The sequence below is a fragment of the Neobacillus drentensis genome (assembly GCF_036962125.1).
GTDB lineage: Bacteria > Bacillota > Bacilli > Bacillales > Cytobacillaceae > Neobacillus > Neobacillus drentensis_B.
This window is the reverse complement of sequence record NZ_JBALOA010000020.1, coordinates 19,812-38,381: the sequence shown is the minus strand read 5'-3', so window position 1 is coordinate 38,381 and position 18,570 is coordinate 19,812. Positions and strand designations below refer to the sequence as shown.

Genomic DNA, 18,570 nt, shown 5'->3' with positions numbered 1-18,570 from the left:
GCAAGATACCCTAAACTCCCAAACATCCCCCAAATATGGAAATAACTCAGTATGAAGTGGCTCACTTTTGAAGTGATCGCACTGACTCAAATTAATAGTGTCAAATACAATATTTTCATTCTTTGTGGTGAAGAGCCGATTTTGTACTTCATGGATAGCTAACGTGGAAGTTAAGTTAAAAAAGGAGGGGAAGCCCCCAAAAAAATTTAGGGCTTCTTCTTGCCTTTACTCACGTTCTTTTAATAGTCCTAAATTAACCAAGTCAGTACCCATTATGTTATTTTTGTTAATTACTATCCAACTTTTTTTTGTTTCATCGAAAGATAAAGTATATAAGTTGTTCATTCCACTTAGCTTCTTCTCCAACACATATCCCTTACTCTTTGATTTATTAATATAAAATAGCGGGCTGCAATCAACAAAACCTTGATTTTTTGTTATATCTATGGAGATATTTAATAAGGATTTTTCCTTAACCTGTAAATTCTCTTTATTCTTATGAAGTTCTCTAATATCAAAGAGACTATAATCATTCAAGTCTAAACTATGTGTATTAACGAAGTCTTTTGTAATTGTTTTTATGAACGTTTCTTCCTCTGATGTTAATTTAGCTTGTGCATTAGTCAATAAAAATGAAAAAGAAAACACTGCTAACGTAAAGAATAAAGATATTTTTTTCATATACAATTCTCATTTGCTTTGTTTTCTTTTAGCTTGCCATAGATATTACAAAATATTATAGATTTTTTCACTTTGATAATTTTTTGTGAGAAACCTATTTAAGCTATGGGTACAGGTTTCTTGTATATTATCAATGTTTATTTGAAACTAAAAACACCGTTTTTCAATTCTCTTGTTTTAATTTGCACAAAGATATTTCACATTAATACAATTGACTAAGATTTTTAAACAGATTGATAATTGGCTTCATTTCCATCTTAAACAATCGATCCAGATTGTTTAAGAGTACACCACCACTAATATTATCGTTCGTAAAAGCACACTTTTGCGAACGGGTATTTTTTGTTTAAAATAGGTCGATTTTTGCGTTCGCAAAAGTTTTAAAATTATTTATGAACGTTCTTCGTTTCGCTGATACTTTTACGAACATTTTTGGTAGAATAGTAGAGAGAAAATCAAAAAGAGGAGTATAAATATGGATGTTCGCAAATTTGGATACATACGAGTCAGCAGCAAAGATCAAAATGAAGGACGACAACTCCAAGCCATGAAAGCAAAGGGGCTAGATGAACGTGACATCTTTATGGATAAACAGAGTGGAAAAGATTTCAACCGAGTTCAATATCAATTATTAAAACGTATGATCCGGAAAGGGGATGTTCTTTACATTCATTCACTAGATCGTTTTGGCCGGAACAAGGAAGAGATTCTTCATGAATGGAATGACATCACGAAAAATATTCAGGCAGACATTGTGGTTATGGATATGCCACTGTTGGATACTACACAATTTAAAGATAGCCTTGGCACATTTATTGCAGATTTAGTTTTACAGATTCTTTCCTGGATGGCGCAAGAAGAACGAGATCGTATTCGAAAACGGCAGCGCGAAGGCATTGATGTAGCTTTGAAAAATGGCACAGCGTTTGGTAGACCAAAAGTCCAAGCTTCAGAAGAGTTTAAAGAAGTGTATGATCAATGGAAAGCAGGAGAGATTACAGCAGTTAAAGCCATGGGAGAATTGGATATTAAAAAGACGACTTTTTATCGATTGGTTAAAGAATACGAGAGAGACTTTTAAAGTAGTTCTATTTAATAGAAGAAACTCTTCAAAAGAAGTTTTTACAGGGAAGGTTCTTTCTTAACAAAGTGGTATTTCTATTTTGAATTAATAGATTTGAAACGTACTATATGTTTTAGTAAGGATAACTCCGAAAGCATTTAAACGCTACTATAAGATTATCTAAATTTGAAATTTAAACTTCCCTTCAGATACACTTCTATCCTTTAGATGAAAATTCATACCTTTCTGTTATTTTAAAAGTCACACTATGTTATTATTTGGTTATTAAATAGATTAGGTTCGGTGGCCGTTATTATGGAACATGAAAAAAATATCATAGATATTGTTGAACCAAAAATCAAAATTAAATTATCCAATACAGATTTATTATTAGGAAAAGCTATTGAGCCTATTAAGAGGCTACAAGTTATCTCGGACAAAGATTTTGAAGACCTTGTTAGAGAATGGACTTGTGGTTACTTGAAAAATAAATATGTCAAAGTAAGACGATGTGGCGCTGCAGGGGACATGGGCAGAGATGTTATTGCATTTACCCATTATGAAAAAAGAAAAAATTTAGTTTGGGATAATTATCAATGTAAACATTATAACTCGCCTTTATCCCCAAGTAAGATATGGATTGAACTTGGAAAACTATGTTACTACACCTTTAAGGAAGAATATTCGGTACCAAGAAAATACTATTTCGTAACGCCAAAAGGCATTTCAACTAAACTTTCTAATTTAATCGATACTCCTCATAAATTAAAGCAGCAATTAATTTCAGAATGGAATGAAAAATGCCGTAGTAAAATTACTGCGGGGAAAACTATAGAATTAGTTGGGGATTTCCTTAGTTATGTAGAAAGCTTTGACTTTTCAATTATAGATGATATTGATCCACAAGAATTAATTGAACAACATTCAGAAACAAAGTACTTTTATTATCGGTTTGGTGGTATTCATAAAACACGTCCAGAACCTGTTAATCCACCTGAGAATATAACCGTCAGTGAACTGCCTTACGTAAAAAAATTGCTCGATGCATATTCAGACAACTCCAAATCTGTAATTAAAGATATTAAAGAACTATTAGCACATTCTAAATATTATGGTCACTTTAACAGACAAAGAAAATGCTTCTATTCCGCGGAGTCGTTAATGAAATTCGAGAGAGATACTCTCCCTCCAGGTGTCAATGCCTTTGAAGACCTAAAAGAAGAAGTTTATGACGGGGTAATTGATATTGTTGAATCAGAACATAAGGATGGATTTCAGCGAGTAAAGGAAGTTTGTAAAGTCGCTAGAAATCTCAATATGCCAAGTTACCCACTGTATAATTCTGTAAAAGGTAATGATTTAAGTGGTTTATGCCATCATTTGGCAAATGAAGATAAGATAAGTTGGGTGGATTAATAAATATGGCCAATAACAACAAAATTACCGAATTTATTAGTTTTAATTCGCCTTTTGAAGTTGGATTAAGAACTCTTATAATTTTAGCCGTAGCCTCTCCTAATAGTTTGGATTTACAAAGGCTCATTTATTACGATTACTTAGTAATACATACAAATGATGTGGGTGTTGAAGACAGTCCCCCGTCGTTACATCCTGATACCCCACACAGATCTGGTGAGATAATCGTTAGAAGAAAGGCTATGCAAGAAGGTTTGGAGATAATGTATAGTAAAAGTTTATTGAACATTATTTTTGATGAAAAAGGCATAAGTTATTCAGCTTCAGAATTATCACAGCCCTTTCTAGATTTAATGGAGTCATATTATTGCAAAAGACTAAAAAACAATGCATCATGGGTCACAAAACATTTCTCTGAGTACTCAGAAGAAGAACTAAAAAATTTTATTGAAAGAAACATTGCGAACTGGGGCGGAGAATTTATGTATGAAGCGTTTATTAGGAGTGTTGCTGAGTGACTACCAAAGGTTTTTTTCTAAAGAAGTTAAGATTATTAGGTGAGAATGGATTAAAGTCTGAAATAGAATTTGATAAGGGTCTAAATGTCATTGTCGGACCGACAAATACAGGTAAATCATTTCTGTTTGAATGTATTAATTATATGCTTGGGGGTAAAGACACTCCTGATGAAATTGATGAAATAGTTGATTATGACACTATTTTATTGGAAATTGAAAGTAAAGGAGGTAACAAATATACATTTGAAAGACAACTTACAGGAGGAACATTTAAAAAGTACAACTGCACTTTAGATGAGTTGACCATTAATTCAAAATTTGAAAACCTTTCGCAACAACACAGTAAGAAAAAAGATAGTATGTCTAAATTTCTAATGTCATTATCAGGATATAAAAACACGGATTTGTTTATCAAAACCAACCAAACAAATAAATTAAAAAGATTTACTTATAGAAATTACAACGACTTCATTTTAATAGATGAAATAAAAATAATATCAAAAGAATCTCCAGTTCATTCAGATAATAATAAAACTAAGACTGCAGAAGAAGCTGCATTTAGGCTTATTTTAACAAACAAAGACGATAGCGAATTGACAGAAAATAAGGTTAATAGTAATGTGGAAACCTCGAATACGGCACAAATAAGTATAATTGATAATTTAATTCACGACTTAAAACTAAATGTTATAAACTCCGAACCACTGCAATCAGAGGCCAATCTAAATAACCTTATTACGGGGTTAATCTTAAAAAGAAGTGGAATTAGTTCGGAAATTGAAAAATTATCTGGTTCAAGAAAGAAATTGTGGACGGAGATTCAACGAGATGAATCGAAAATACTTTCTACAAATGAGTTATTAAAAAGGTTTCTTTTGTTAAAAGAACAATACGAAAATGATATGCAGAGAATATCATTTTTATTAGAAGGTGAGCACTATTTTTCTTTATTAAATTATGAAAAGTGTCCACAATGCAAACAGACTCTTATTCTAAATAATGGGGAACTAGCTTGTTCACATCTAGAATTAGAACAAAAGAATGAATCTTATAAAGTTGAAATACAGAAAATACTTTTTCATCTAGAAGACCTTAACAATACAATTGATTCAATGAACGAAGAACTTGAGTCACTAAATAATTCATTAATACTTAAGAAGGAAGATTATAAAAGACAAAGTAAAGTATTAGACGAACAATTAGAGCCTCAAAACCTTATCCTTGAGGAAGAACTTCGAAATATATTGAATACCCAAAAGGCGATTAGTGAAGTGGAGCAAAAAAAAAATACATTGAATAAATTATTGGATGAGAAAAGAAAATTACTAGGACTAATAGAAGATGAGCCCCTGGCAGAAAAAACTTCTCCCCATCAGCTGGATTACACTAATTACTACGAGGACCTATGTGAAAGCATAAAGTATTATTTGTCTGGCTGGAAATATCCAGGTTCAGATAACGTAGAATTTGATGTTAAACAAAAGGATATAGTTATATCTGGAAAGCCAAGAAGATTATTTGGTAAAGGATATCGTTCAATTTCCTACAGTGCTTTTGTTTTGGGTGTAATGAAATACTGCAATTCAAAAAACCTACCCCATCCCGGAATCGTAGTTCTTGATTCTCCTGTAACCTCATACAAAGAGGAGGACAGCTATGAAGATAAAACATCAGATGACTTGCAAGCAAGGTTTTTTGAATTTTTGTCTGAAGTTAGCCAAGATAACCAGATCATTATTTTTGAAAACAAAAAGCCTTCAGAAAAAGTAATTGAAGGCATTAACTTTATAGAATTCACTAAGAGTCATAAAAGGGGAAGACAAGGATTTATAACAACTAAAAAGTAAAATATACATGAATATAAGTGAATACAGTCACATCATTAAAACCTGCCTCAAGTCAATCATGCAACGTAAAACCAGAACTGCAGCTCAGAGGTGGTCGTAAGCGATTTAACCTATGTAAGAGTTAATTAAAAATGGCATTACATATGTGTATTTGTTGATTTCTTTAATCGAGAAATATCGGCTTTAGCACAGGGCCGAATAAAGATGCAGCATTGGTGAATCGTGACTTTTCGTCCATCCAGAAGGACCTGCGTAAAATTGAGTACTTCCATACAGATCGTGGAAGTGAGTTTAAGAACAAGCTAATTGATGATGCTCTAGAGACATTTGTGAACAAGCGATCATTAAGTATGAAAGGCTACCCTTTGATAATGCCGTTGCGGCAATACCTCTAAGGCTAATACCCTCATCGTGTAATTCCAAAATCTTTCGATAATAAATCATACAAAAATACCTCCTGAATAATAAGGGCACACCGGATGTGCTCATTATTTATACAGAAGGTAAAATGGTAAATAGCCTGTTGTCATTTACTGTTACATTCTTTGTCATTTGGTGGTAAGAAAGATGTCATTTGTGGTACATTTCAGTGGCCGTAATCACAACCTTGGTACCCTTACCGGCGGAAGTTATTTTTTGAAAGGAAAACCCCGATAATTCTTCATAACATAGAAATATCAGGGTTTATAATTAATCTTCTTTTTTTATTAAATTAACGGTAAAGTCTGTTTTATTGTTGGACCAGTTAAAAATTTTTAAAATATCTTCATCTTTTAGAGTAAACTTTATTTCGTTTGAAGTGTCTTTTATGTCAAAACTCTTAGGATTTTTAGAATTTTCATCATAGTTATTAACGCCAACGAAAACATAAAATGGCATATTCCCTTCTACATGTAATTCGTAATTTCCTGGTTCAATTTCCATTCCTGCTTGAAAAATCCCCGATTCGTTATCGAGTATAAATTTGTCATCTTGTAAGGAAATTTTATTAAACTCTGCCGGCTCAAGTAATACCGTTCCCTTGCCTTCAACCGAAATAGAATTGTTACTATAGAAAGGAACACCCAGAAATTTATCTCCTTTGTCCAAGTACACGTTGTTAATTCTAGCATTACCTTTTAAACAGGTTATATCATAAAATCCCTGTTTAAACTTTTTATTATCTACTTTATAATCATGACCTGCTTCTAATTCAAGCCTGTAAGCTGTATTTTTATCTTTGTTACGCTGCTCTATTGTTAATGGTGTATTTTCTTTTTGAAAAAAATAAGGATATGAAATGTAACCAATTATTAGCACTATCAATAAAAAAAATACAATTTTTTTTGTTTTAGTCATTATGTATCAACCTTCCCTCCTCAATAAACAAAATTTTATCACATAATATATTTAAATCATCTTGATTATGACTAGCAATTATAATTAAGGCACCTCTTTCTTTCTCTTCAATCAAAATGTTTCTTATTTCGTCAATACCCTTTGTATCGATTGCATTAGTTGGTTCATCAAGTATTAATATATCTGGCTTTTCGAATATTGCTTGAGCTATGCTTAAACGTTGTTTCATACCCAAGGAGAACTTCTTCACAGGAAGCTTGCTACTTGGTTCTAAGCCAACTCTTAGAATTGCATTTCTTATATCTTCGTCAGATGCAATATTTTTTATTTTTGAAAGCATCTTCAAATTAGTAAAAGCACTATATTGAGGAAGAAGGTTTGTATGTTCAATAATAATACCTACTTTATCCGGGAAAGACATATCTTTATGTAACTCTTTACTATTTATTAAAATTTTCCCACTATTAATAACAATCAAACCAGATAATGCTCTTAATAACATGGTTTTTCCCGACCCATTACGGCCGTGTAATCCGTATATAAAACCACTTTTAAACTCATAGGTAAAGTCCTTTAAAATGTCCACTCGTTTAATTTTCTTATTAATATTTTGAACTGAGATAGTCACCAATTTAACCAATCCCCCCTAATAATTAATAAATATCTATTTTCTTTATTCGTCGTAATGCAGTAAAAGTTAAAGTACAAATCAAAATACCTAAAATGAAGAAGGCTTTATTTTGATCTATTGCAAAATCTTCCTTGAGAAAACTATTTGTCCTTAATGCCATCATATAATTTGGAATTCCTAAATATATTATGATACTTCCTTTATCTACAAAAGTTAAATAACTCCAACTTGATATCGATAATGAAACATAGCAATTTATAACTAAGAAAGTTGTAACTGGAGAAAAAAATAATTCTAATACCATTTGAAGTAATACTAAGGTAATTGTAGTCAAAATATATAATGGTAATGTTTTTTCTAAGTTATTGTTGTCCCAATATATATTAGGAGCTTTTAAATTCAGAAAAATACTAACTATATAGAAAATAAGAAACTGAATAATAATTATTCCAATTGTCCATGTAGTTCCGGAGAGAATACTTTTCATAATAAATTTAAATTTGTTGTAATTTCTTACAAGAATGTATTTTCCATAACCATCAATCTTATCTCTAATTACTCCCTTAACAAAAAAACTAATAGTGGCAAACCCAATATACCACATAATAAAAGAAGACATTGGGGAGTCACTTGGTAAGCAGACTAGCAATATAAACGGAATTGGCCAATTAGGATATATTTCATGAATTATCTCAATGAAATTAATAGATTGAACAATTGAAATTGCTATAAAAAAAATAAAAATGTACATTTTTTCCTGTTTCATTCATAATAATCCTTTCGCTGGATTACAATACTTTGAATAATCAATAATATTGAGATTACTGCAATTTGTCGGATATAAATTAGTACAATCTCAATTGTATTTAATCCATCCAAGTCAACATAGGACATTCCAAATATTCTAGTATCAAGGACCGGTGACCAAAAAAACCTATTCAAAAAATAACAACTTAATATTCCAATCACACACAAAATAAGAGAAATATTAACTGAAAAAAATACTTCTATAATTGATAAAAATAAAGCTAATATTAGGAAATATAAAAAAAGCACACTAGCATAAATGATAGAAAGAATAAAAAAATTATTTAAAAAAATACTTTCTTTCCCTATGAGTATATAAGTTGAAATAATTCCTATTAAAGCGTGTATAAGTACGAATCCAAAAGAAATTCCTGTTATTTTAAAAAAATAAATTTTTATAATAGAGTTTCTATTTTTGAGGCGTACTATAAACAGCGGAGATCTATTTAATGTAAAATTTATAAACAGTAAAAAAATCACACTATAAACATATGTAATTGTACGAAGATCATAATAAGCAAAAGGGTTAGTTGTAATATTTATTAACGAAAGATTATTGGGATTCCTTATTTCTGCGCGGTTTAATGTCAAATAAGAAATAAATAGATATATTGTTAAAATTAAAAAGGAATAAAGTAAACTTTTTCTATTAAATTTCATCTGTTTTCACCTTATAAAAATAGGATGAACAAATAATGATAGAAAATAAGATGATAGTTTGTAAGATAATCTTTAATAAATGTTTAAACGGATATTCTGTAAAAGGCTGAAATATAAGTAGGATAGAGGAACTTCCCATAATCAGCAAAAACCATAAAATAAATGATAAAAAATACGCATATTTCCTACTTGGAAAAATAAAACAAATTGAAGTGATTGTTAATGCTAATATACCTACTAATAAGCTGGATATTAATATAAACACTAAATTTGTGATAACAGGATGACTTAACTGATATGCCAACATAGGCCTAACTTCCAATAATTGTTGTGAGATATACGCACTTGGGTTATGGGTACCATCTTTATTGATGATGAAACTTATTATAAAATTTAACAATAATGATAGAAAAAAAACAGCGAATGATGAGATAAAAGATATAAATAAATTTGAGCCAAAATATTTCTTTTTTCCAAGTTTTAAAATTAAAATTTTATTTTCTCCAGTTTCAACATCCTGAATATAGTTCTCACAAACCATTATTAATAAATAAATTGGTAAGAACCACAAAAAAAGAATTTGCATCATATGTCCTTCTGAATTACCTACTAAGAATAATGATTGACTTGGAACAAATTTTCCCCTCCATTGATTATTAAGTAAAATTAAGTCAATGATAGGATACAACAACATAATAATTATTATAAATATGCTTTTTTTATTAGTTAGTAGTCTATGAAAGTAAAATTTCACTTACTATTTCTCCTCTTAGGGTTTATTGAGAGAGATGGTGTACAAGATAGTTTCCTAATTAATTAGTGTGAATAAAATACTCCAGTTTCCTCATCCCAATAGCCAGTAACTCCATAGGTATCACTGGTGTAATTATTATTTTGTGCTGTTAAATACACATCAGTTTGAGAAGCATTATCATATGCTGGGAAATATTTAGTATTTTCAATTTCGGCAACAGGAAAAGCATCAGAAACATTTGTTCCACCAGCATTTTCTAGCCAGTACTGTGTTATAGCAGTATTCCCTTCCCCCGACTCTGTTACATTAACCATCCAAGCTTCATATCTATTGGTAGTTGATCTATATTCTGGAGCGCTTCTTGAATTGGCTTGATTTGCCTTGATAGTAAAAGAATAACCAATTTCATTATAAGATCCAGCATATGAAATTGAAGGAAACAGAAGCCCTAGGCCAATCGTTCCTATTAGTCCTAATTTAAGAAAACTCTTTTTTGATATTCTTATTTTAATTCCCCCTATTTATTACCATCTCTCTTTATTTAATATTACAATACATTTATTTTTCAATCTATTTATAACATTCGACAATAATAGACAACTAAGCTTACTTATAACGCACAAGTTAATCCATCCCTAACATATAAAAACATTAATTCATTTAATCATTTGCTACTCAAATTATCAGTCTTTAAAAAATCCAGAAGATTTAGAAAAAAATGAACTCTTTTAAGGGAAACCTCCACTTTTAGAGTCAATAGTACTAGGAAAGAATCTATTTAGATTTTTTCTGATAAGAGTTAGTACTTGTAATTGCTGATAATGTATGCCATTTTTGCCCAGAATCTGATTTGGTTTTAAAATAATAAAAAAATAAACCAAATATCCATTTTTGTTTGATAAACTAAAAATGATTTTCTCTGCTTTAGCCACTCTTATTCCTGTCTCTAGGCTAGATTGAATGAACATCAGTATACAGGCCAACAGTTGGACCAATCATCTAATTATCGCCTACTCATTCTTCCGCCATATCTAGGAGGATATTTAGAAATGAATCCAGTCATTGGTCTGACATTTCAAAAGAGGAAAGTCAGTTCAAGCATTTCTAGATAAAAGCAATTACCTGACATATAATATACATTATATGCATTTAAACTATCAAAATCCTATGTTATACTCGTCATATAATGTATCTTTTTAGTTCCAATTGGGTTGATTTTTAGAGAGTTAAACTCAGCATATAAGTTAAGAGGTGAGAGTCATGCTGGAAGAGTATATTGCCTATCTTCAGAAAAAGGACAAGTCCCCGAAAACCATTATTTCCTATCGGAATGATATCCATATGTTTTTAGAGGACCTACATATTCGGCCGGATCAATTTGTGACAGCAACGGATGTAAGAAAATGGATTACAAGAATGTTAAATCCACTAGAAGGAAGACCACTAGCAATTACTACCATTAATCGACGGTTAAATGCTTTACGCAGTTTTTATTCCTGGGCCGTTAAACATAAGAAGCTGCAGCATAACCCTATGGAAGAAATTCAGGATATCAAATCGGCTGACGAAGATTCTGAAAAAATTATGTGGCTGACAGAAGAGGAGTTTGAAGATTTATTGAATCGCGTGAGAAAGACACCGGTTAAAAGCAGAGGAGTAGATCCTGAAGAAAAGTACCGAAGGGACCGAGCAATTATTTATTTATTGACCTATGCTGGTTTGAGGGTGGATGAACTATCAAACCTAAAGTTAACCGATCTTGATTTGGAGTTACGACGTATTCGGATAGTTGGGAAGGGAAGGAAGCTGAGGACGGTTCCCATGTCCAATACCTTGTGGCAGGAACTGTACGACTGGTTAATGTTTAGGGCAGAAATGTCCAACAAAAAACCTCATGTAGGAGAGTCGACCTATGTATTTTATAGCCAGCGATCACCCAAGTTTACCGTCCGTGGGATCCAAACGATGATTGAAAATTACAGCTTGTCGAAGAAAAAATTAACACCCCATATGTTTAGGCATACATTTTGTAAATGGATGTTAAAAGCCACCAATAATGACATTGAAAAGGTGAGGAGACTCGCCGGTCATAGTAATATTTCGACCACAGCAAGATATTTACGAGATTCATATAGTGACTTAGCGGATGCTGTGGAGGCGATGCCGAAATTTTAATTTTATGAGAGAACCATTTGGTTATGAATTTGGAATTTTTATTTGTTGCACCACCGAATAATCGATTTTACTTTAGTTATTTTAGGTGTACGTAAGTAGTTTTATATATATCTATATATAATAGAAGAAAAACGTCAAAAGGACGAACGTTTACCGTTTATAATATAACCTGTTTCCGTGGTTTAGATATGTGGTGTGTATCTCGCAACTTGTTTTAAAGTAAGGCAACTACCCCAACAAACGAGTGTTGCATTTTTTATCTTCCAGCGGTTTAACATAGCTTTAGTGAAGATGGGGAAGTGCTTCGTGTGTTTCTCAATATAAAAAATCAAGTCTTGGGGCTAGATAGTTTACATGGGGAAGCTTGCACGCGAGTATATTTTTCTTTATTATTTTACGCTGACATCGAGCCTGTTTGACGTCGCCGATGCAACCTTTTGAAAGATGATTTAGGAAGGAAAGGAAACCATTTGACCTGGCAAATGGCTTTTTTTCGATTAATTCAGTTAATATAAAAAGAAGGGGCCTATTTAGATGCACCAACAGTCATCAATAATTTTAATAACTATACCTTTGCCTCAAATGCCTCAGATCTATTATTCTATTATTGTAAGCAAGACAGCCTTAAGGCTGATTTTTTTCTTAAGAAATAATTTTTAGAGAAATTCATTCCTAAATAAGTGAACCGTGTTGAAACAAAGTGAACCATAATGGTCGATTTTTTTTATTTATTTAATAAGATTCTTTCCTAGAGCAACAATGATAGTTGTTGTTTTTTTGATTTATGAAGGAGAAATGTTAAGAAGCGATAATGCCAATATTAAAAAATGATTGATTGGATTTATGGCATATTGCCGGTGAAAGAGCTATGGAGCCAAGTGCCATTCCCTTGGGTATTTTTAAGGGCTTTTTGAATATAGAATTGGGGAAATTTTTTATAAACGATAAGTAAAAATGAGTATAATAAGTTGATAAGCTTGAATTCATCTGATATCAAAATTACATTTCAATAATATAGAATATTTTTCTGCCAATCTGAATAATTATGGATAGTATTTGCATGTTTAGGGGGGATAGAATGTTACTTGGTGAAGTCCAGAGGAAAATTGAAACATACGATATCGTGCCTGACATTGGGGAACTTCCTGAAAAGAAACCAAAAACAAAAATGGAATTAACAAATAAGAGAACACGGAACTCCACCCGGTTTATCAATCCTGATGGTAGTTTTACAGAGGAAATTTACAATCAGCCAATTTTCTACCAAGATATTAGTGATAAAAAATGGAAAAGGATTGATAATACCCTAAAGAAGAGTCCTCTAGCTCCAGATAAATTTATCAACACTGCGAATGAATTTAAGTCGATATTCGCAGAAGAATCAGATATAAGCAAATTAGTTTCTGTACAAAAGCAAGGATACAATTTAGATATGCTACTAGTTGGGGCGAGAAAAGTTAAATCGGTCATTAATAATGATGAAATCATTTATCCTGATATCCTTCCACAAGTTGATTTATCTTATGTAGTGACAAATGATAAGATAAAAGAATCTCTTATTTTAAAAACACCAACGGGGCAAAGTCAATATTCCTTTGAGCTAAAAATACCAGCAAATTTAACAGAAAGTTTGTTGACGAATGGCAATATCACTATTTCCTCTCAATTTGGAGACCTACTGTGGATTCTCGAAAAGCCTAGAATGATTGATTCGAATGGTATCTATTCGGATAATGCCTATTTTAATATTCGTAAAGAGGGCAATCGAACGTTTATTGATATTATCCTTGATACCAGCTATTTAAATAATCCTAGTAGAAGCTACCCTGTCACGATTGACCCTTCCTTTCAATCTACTTTATTAATTCGAGACACGTTTATTTCCAATCGCTATCCCCAATCCTCTTATTCAAGTAGTACGTATATGCATACAGGCATGACTCCATCCTACGGGGTTACTCGTTCTTTAATTCGATTTGCTCTGCCCCCACTGCCTAGTAATAGCCGAATTACAACAGCTACCTTCCAAGCATATCAAACTAACACTGGCGTATCGAATACAACTGTGGATTTGTATCGACTTAATTCATCCTGGGGCGATGCTGTAACTTGGGACACCCAGCCTTTGGCTGCAGCTACAGCAGAATCAAGTTTAGCGCCCAATACTTACAATGCGTTCTGGGTATGGTACATCACAAAATTGACACAAGATTGGTACAATGGGGTCCAATCCAATTATGGGCTGATGTTAAGAAATAGGGATGAAAGCACGGCACCTTGGGCTTCCTTTACGACAAAGGAAAATACAGCAACTTATGTACCCAAAATATCGATTACGTATGAAGTTGATCCGATTGGTCTTGAAGATTATTGGCATCAAACAGAGGAGGGAATAAATCCAAGTAACGGGAATTTAACCCTTTCAGAAACCGATTTCGTCATTTCTGGCCGTGGAACTCCACTCACGATCGAAAGAACGTACAATAGTCGAAATACCATCGAAAAAGGGTTATTTGGGTATGGATGGTCCAGTAATTTGGATGTTCGGCTCAACTACGCTGCATCGGGTCCTGTCGTCTATACGGACGGTGATGGAACCAGGCACTTCTTTGGAGAAGCAGTCGAAGGTGGTTATATAGCTCAAAGTGGGAGCTATTTAAATTTAACGAGGCAATCAGATGGAATTTTTATTCTAACACTTGAAGATAAAACCACAAACATAACCTTTAATAATAATGGGCGTATACAATCCATTACAGATCTTAATGGCAATGTCACCACGTTTACTTATAGTCTTTCAGGTCAGTTACAAAGCATAAAGGACGCTTCAAATCGGACGATAAGTATTTCCTACGGGAGCAGTGGATATATTTCTACGATCACGGTTGAAACTCGTAGTTACCGATATTTACAGGATGCTAATGGCTATTTGACGTCTTATACAAATGCGAAAAATATCACTAAAAATTATGTATATGACGTGATAGGCAGATTAACTGGCAGGAAAGATGGTCGAAGTATTACAACATCTTTCACCTACGATGCTTCAAGCAGGGTCAGTAAAGTTAGCCGCCCGATTACGATTGAAGGCACAGCTAGTGAGAGTGTTATTACATTTAGTTATGATCCTGTAAATACCTGGAGCACACGATATTCTAACATTAATCAACGAACAGACTATAGCTATGATTCATTGGGCAGGGTCAAGCAAATCATTGAAAACATTACAGACCCTGTTAATAAAAAAACGTCAATATTTAGCTTTAGCGACAATAATGAGGTCGTCCAAGTACTAGACCCAAAAAATCAATCGTACGTATATGAGTACGATGATCAAGGGAATCTAACATCCGAAAAATTACCTGAAAATCAAATGGCGTATTATACATTTGATAATCAAAACAATCTCATAACAGAGCAAGACTTCAATCAGAATAAAGAGGTGCATGATTATGATGTGAAAAATAATGAAACGGAATCGATTGATCCCTATGTACAATCGGTTTCAAAAAGATACGATACGGTTGGCAATCTTTTATATCAAACAAATCCCATGTCGGTATCAGATAATCTCTTGCCAAACTCAGGGTTTGAATACGGAGCTACGTGGCCAGATTATTGGAAGCAAGGGGTTGAATATGGAAGAACCGCACAATTTGCCTGGGCAACGAATGCCAAATTTGGTACTCGTTCGATTAGCATTTCCAATCCAACCGGATGGGCGATTGTTTATCAGACGATCAATTTCAGTATTCAAGATACGTATATCTTCAGCGGCTATGTAAAAACAGCGGCTACGACTGGAAAAGCCTATCTCAAGGTGGAATACTTTGATGCTTCCAACACTTTGCTGGGTCAAAGAAACTCCTATGGGCTGACGGGAACACATGAATGGACCCGCTTGCAGACAGTTATTTCTGATATTCCTGCAGGGACGGTAACCTTACGTGTATCTGCCGCTTTAGATGCGGGGCAGGGGACGGCTTACTTTGATGCGATTCAATTTGAAAAAGGAAATGTGGTAAGTGCTTATAACCTCATTGATAATTCCAGCTTTGAAAAATTTAGCAGTCCGACCGATCTGATACCCCAATACTGGTCTACAAGTGGAAATGTAACATCAGCTGATGGCCGTTATCAAAAGACAGATAGTATGGATCCAAGAGTGTATGTTGGCAATGATTCCTTCAAACTCACGGGTGAAAAAGGGAAGAATAAGTATTTGGTTCAGAGGATTCCACTTTCGGGAGATGCCAATACAAAAATGACTTTATCAGGGTGGTCCTATCAGGAAGGGGCCGATCCTGCTGGTGGGGACTATGCTTTACAAGTTGGAATTAATTATACTGACGGCACAACAGATTGGAGATTTGCTAATGATTTTAGTAAAACCATGCAGGGGTGGCAGCATCTTTCCGTAGAGGTAGAACCAGCCAAAGATAAAACTTTCCAATCCATTGATGTCTACTTGTTATTTTATAACCAAACCGGAGCCGCATGGTTTGATGCGATAAGACTCGAAATAGGCCCTTCTCATACTTCCTTTTTATATGATGCCGGTAAAAACTACCTTACATCTAGTGAGGATCCATTAGGAAACACGGTTATTTATTCCTACGATTTTTTTGGAAATAGGACTGTGGTTATTGATGGAAATGGGAATAAAACAACGAATACGTATAATGCAGAGAATGAGCTCACCTCCGTCACAGATGCGAAAGGGTTTATTACTTCCTATCTATATGATGGGGAGGGAAATCTAACCGAGGTAACCAATGCAAAAGGGTTTAAGCAAACGTATCTATTTAATGAGCTTAATCAATTATCGAAGTGGACAGATGCGCTTAATCGTTCGACCACTTTTGAAATAGATAAATTTGGAAATCGAACAAAAGTGCGAAATTCTGATACTACCACTGTTTCAAACGCATATGATATTTTCAATCGTTTAATTTCGATCTCCTATAATGATGTCAAACAGTTTGATTTAGAATATGATCTGAATGATAATATCACAAAAGTTACGAAAACAAACGGTCCCATCACCACCTTTACTTATGATTTGAATAACCGTTTAAAATCAGAAACAGAAGGAGTTAACTCGACTAGTTATAGCTATGATGGTAATTCCAATATCAAGGAATTATCGATTCCAGGAGGAAGTCAAACCAGCTTTATTTATAATAAATTAAATTTACTAAGGTCGCTTCTAAAAAACAACTCAACCATAGCTAACTATATTTATAACGAGAGTGGGCAAGTGCAATCGATTTATTTCACCAACGGTACGTATGCATCCTTTGAATACAATGGTGCAAACCAATTAGTAAGTCTCACTAATTACAACGTCAATGGCATCGTCATGGAACGCTTTTTATATACATTTGCAACAAATGGAAATATCATGAGTGTCCAAACCACGAAAGGAACGGTGAATTATCAATATGATCAGCTAAATCAATTGACACAAGAGACTTTATTAGATGGCACGATGATTTCCTATGAATATGATTCTGTAGGGAATCGGACGAAAAAAACCGTTACGAAAGGAACTAGTTCCACCATCACCACCTACAGCTTTAATCAAGCAAATCAACTAATATCGGAAAATAATCAGCCGTATCTGTACGATCTTAACGGTAACTTGGTGGATAATGGGAAAAGTATATACACTTTTAATGCGGATAATCGTTTGATTGAAGTGAAAGAAAAAGCTACAGGGAACACCGTTACTTTCAGTTACGATTATCAGGGTAGACGCAAAACAATGACCACAACTAGCGGAACAGTCACTTTTCATTATGATCAAGGAAATAATGTTATTTTTGAAACCGATCAATCAGGTGTTGTTCTTGTGGAATACACATGGGATCATGAAAATCGACCTGTAACGATGATCAAAAATAGTCTGACCTATTACTATCATCTTAATGGTCATGGTGATGTTGTTGCACTAACGGATAAGGATGGAAATAATGTGGCATCATATACTTATGATGCATGGGGGAATATTACTTCTTCAGCAGGGACAATAAAGGAAACTAACCCTTACCGTTATGCTGGATATCGTTACGACGAAATTACCGGACTTTATTATTTAATGGCTAGATACTATGAGCCAAGTGTGAGTCGATTTTTGACAAAGGATACTTTTGAAGGGTTTAATTCTAATCCGTTAACTTTAAACCAGTATGCATTTGCAAATAATAATCCTGTAATGTATGTCGACCCCAACGGTCAATTTTCATGGTCACTTGCTGCTGCTTGGTTATCCCTAACTTTAGCAGTTATCGGTGTTATTACTGCATTACCCGGTTATGCTACTGCAGCATTAGCAATTAATATAGGTATCCTTGTATATGATATATATCAAGCAAGAGTTGTAAAGCATTATAGTTTTACTAGTGGTACATTTTGGAAATTTATTGCTCTAGATTTACTTGGTGTCTCTACAGGGGCAGCCGCAAAAATTGGAAGTAAATTTGCAGTTTTAGCTAAAAGTGAGCATGTAGATAGTTTTGCTACATTTGCAATTGGGAAAGCAAGTTTAACTTGGAATACACTTCGCCCTATTGCTGATTATCTTAATAAGAAAATTAAAAATAAAAAGAAAAGGAAATAAAAAGTTGAGTTTTGGAGAAAATAATTATAATAAATAAAACTTTTTTAAAAGGATTTAA

The 18,570-nt window shown here is 33.2% G+C and carries 13 protein-coding genes and 1 pseudogene; 7 read left to right on the top strand and 7 right to left on the bottom strand.

Annotated elements, in window-relative coordinates:
- Window positions 1-225: 225 nt before the first annotated feature.
- Window positions 226-681: a hypothetical protein gene (locus V7121_RS17710; RefSeq protein WP_098262449.1), complete on the bottom strand. Its 456-nt coding sequence runs from the start codon at window positions 679-681 to the stop codon at window positions 226-228.
- Window positions 682-1,156: 475 nt separating this feature from the next.
- Here V7121_RS17710 and V7121_RS17705 point away from each other — a divergent pair, with 475 nt between their 5' ends.
- From V7121_RS17705 to V7121_RS17685, 5 genes and pseudogenes are all read left to right on the top strand, one after another.
- A complete protein-coding gene (locus V7121_RS17705) occupies window positions 1,157-1,762 on the top strand; it encodes a recombinase family protein (RefSeq protein WP_098262450.1) in 606 nt (201 codons plus the stop codon).
- A gap of 297 nt (window positions 1,763-2,059) precedes the next feature.
- Window positions 2,060-3,160, top strand: coding sequence for an ABC-three component system protein (locus V7121_RS17700; protein WP_098262451.1), 1,101 nt, complete (start codon window positions 2,060-2,062; stop codon window positions 3,158-3,160).
- Between the two features lie 5 nt (window positions 3,161-3,165).
- Window positions 3,166-3,678: an ABC-three component system middle component 2 gene (locus tag V7121_RS17695; RefSeq protein ID WP_098262452.1), complete on the top strand. Its 513-nt coding sequence runs from the start codon at window positions 3,166-3,168 to the stop codon at window positions 3,676-3,678.
- Window positions 3,675-5,525 carry a hypothetical protein gene (locus V7121_RS17690; protein WP_098262453.1) on the top strand — a complete coding sequence of 617 codons (1,851 nt, stop codon included), beginning with the start codon at window positions 3,675-3,677 and terminating at the stop codon, window positions 5,523-5,525. Before V7121_RS17695 ends, V7121_RS17690 begins: the two co-directional genes overlap by 4 nt.
- Before the next feature lie 90 nt (window positions 5,526-5,615).
- Window positions 5,616-5,928: pseudogene (locus V7121_RS17685) on the top strand (DDE-type integrase/transposase/recombinase); the annotation flags it as partial.
- Between the two features lie 287 nt (window positions 5,929-6,215).
- Here V7121_RS17685 and V7121_RS17680 read toward each other — a convergent pair.
- The 6 genes from V7121_RS17680 to V7121_RS17660 all read right to left on the bottom strand — a co-directional run bounded on the left by V7121_RS17680 (window position 6,216) and on the right by V7121_RS17660 (window position 10,101).
- Window positions 6,216-6,863 carry a hypothetical protein gene (locus V7121_RS17680; protein ID WP_098262454.1) on the bottom strand — a complete coding sequence of 216 codons (648 nt, stop codon included), beginning with the start codon at window positions 6,861-6,863 and terminating at the stop codon, window positions 6,216-6,218.
- Entirely contained in the window at window positions 6,856-7,494 is a 639-nt protein-coding gene (locus tag V7121_RS17675; protein ID WP_176525576.1) for an ATP-binding cassette domain-containing protein, read from the bottom strand. Before V7121_RS17675 ends, V7121_RS17680 begins: the two co-directional genes overlap by 8 nt.
- 22 nt (window positions 7,495-7,516) lie before the next feature.
- Window positions 7,517-8,260, bottom strand: coding sequence for a DUF2705 family protein (locus tag V7121_RS17670; RefSeq protein WP_098262455.1), 744 nt, complete (start codon window positions 8,258-8,260; stop codon window positions 7,517-7,519).
- Entirely contained in the window at window positions 8,257-8,961 is a 705-nt protein-coding gene (locus V7121_RS24955) for a WxPxxD family membrane protein (protein ID WP_098262456.1), read from the bottom strand. The genes V7121_RS17670 and V7121_RS24955 overlap by 4 nt, the downstream gene beginning before the upstream one ends.
- Window positions 8,951-9,715 carry a hypothetical protein gene (locus tag V7121_RS17665; protein ID WP_098262457.1) on the bottom strand — a complete coding sequence of 255 codons (765 nt, stop codon included), beginning with the start codon at window positions 9,713-9,715 and terminating at the stop codon, window positions 8,951-8,953. The genes V7121_RS24955 and V7121_RS17665 overlap by 11 nt, the downstream gene beginning before the upstream one ends.
- Before the next feature lie 62 nt (window positions 9,716-9,777).
- On the bottom strand, window positions 9,778-10,101 hold the full coding sequence (locus V7121_RS17660) for a DUF2712 domain-containing protein (RefSeq protein ID WP_335391601.1): 324 nt from the start codon (window positions 10,099-10,101) through the stop codon (window positions 9,778-9,780).
- Between the two features lie 874 nt (window positions 10,102-10,975).
- Between V7121_RS17660 and V7121_RS17655 the strand changes: the two genes are divergently transcribed.
- Together V7121_RS17655 and V7121_RS17650 are read left to right on the top strand one after the other, a co-directional pair.
- A complete protein-coding gene (locus tag V7121_RS17655; protein ID WP_335391596.1) occupies window positions 10,976-11,890 on the top strand; it encodes a tyrosine-type recombinase/integrase in 915 nt (304 codons plus the stop codon).
- A 1,078-nt stretch (window positions 11,891-12,968) separates the two neighbouring features.
- Window positions 12,969-18,512 (top strand): DNRLRE domain-containing protein, encoded by a 5,544-nt coding sequence (locus V7121_RS17650; protein WP_176525567.1) that lies wholly within the window; start codon window positions 12,969-12,971, stop codon window positions 18,510-18,512.
- Window positions 18,513-18,570 lie beyond the last annotated feature (58 nt).

Excerpts from the sequence above, each read along its gene's own strand:
- V7121_RS17695 (WP_098262452.1), top strand. The coding sequence starts at position 3,166 with ATGGCCAATAACAACAAAATTACCGAATTTATTAGTTTTAATTCGCCT.
- V7121_RS17705 (WP_098262450.1), top strand. The coding sequence starts at position 1,157 with ATGGATGTTCGCAAATTTGGATACATACGAGTCAGCAGCAAAGATCAA.
- V7121_RS17710 (WP_098262449.1), bottom strand. The coding sequence starts at position 681 with ATGAAAAAAATATCTTTATTCTTTACGTTAGCAGTGTTTTCTTTTTCA.
- V7121_RS24955 (WP_098262456.1), bottom strand. The coding sequence starts at position 8,961 with ATGAAATTTAATAGAAAAAGTTTACTTTATTCCTTTTTAATTTTAACA.
- V7121_RS17655 (WP_335391596.1), top strand. The coding sequence starts at position 10,976 with ATGCTGGAAGAGTATATTGCCTATCTTCAGAAAAAGGACAAGTCCCCG.
- V7121_RS17680 (WP_098262454.1), bottom strand. The coding sequence starts at position 6,863 with ATGACTAAAACAAAAAAAATTGTATTTTTTTTATTGATAGTGCTAATA.
- V7121_RS17670 (WP_098262455.1), bottom strand. The coding sequence starts at position 8,260 with ATGAAACAGGAAAAAATGTACATTTTTATTTTTTTTATAGCAATTTCA.
- V7121_RS17700 (WP_098262451.1), top strand. The coding sequence starts at position 2,060 with ATGGAACATGAAAAAAATATCATAGATATTGTTGAACCAAAAATCAAA.
- V7121_RS17650 (WP_176525567.1), top strand. The coding sequence starts at position 12,969 with ATGTTACTTGGTGAAGTCCAGAGGAAAATTGAAACATACGATATCGTG.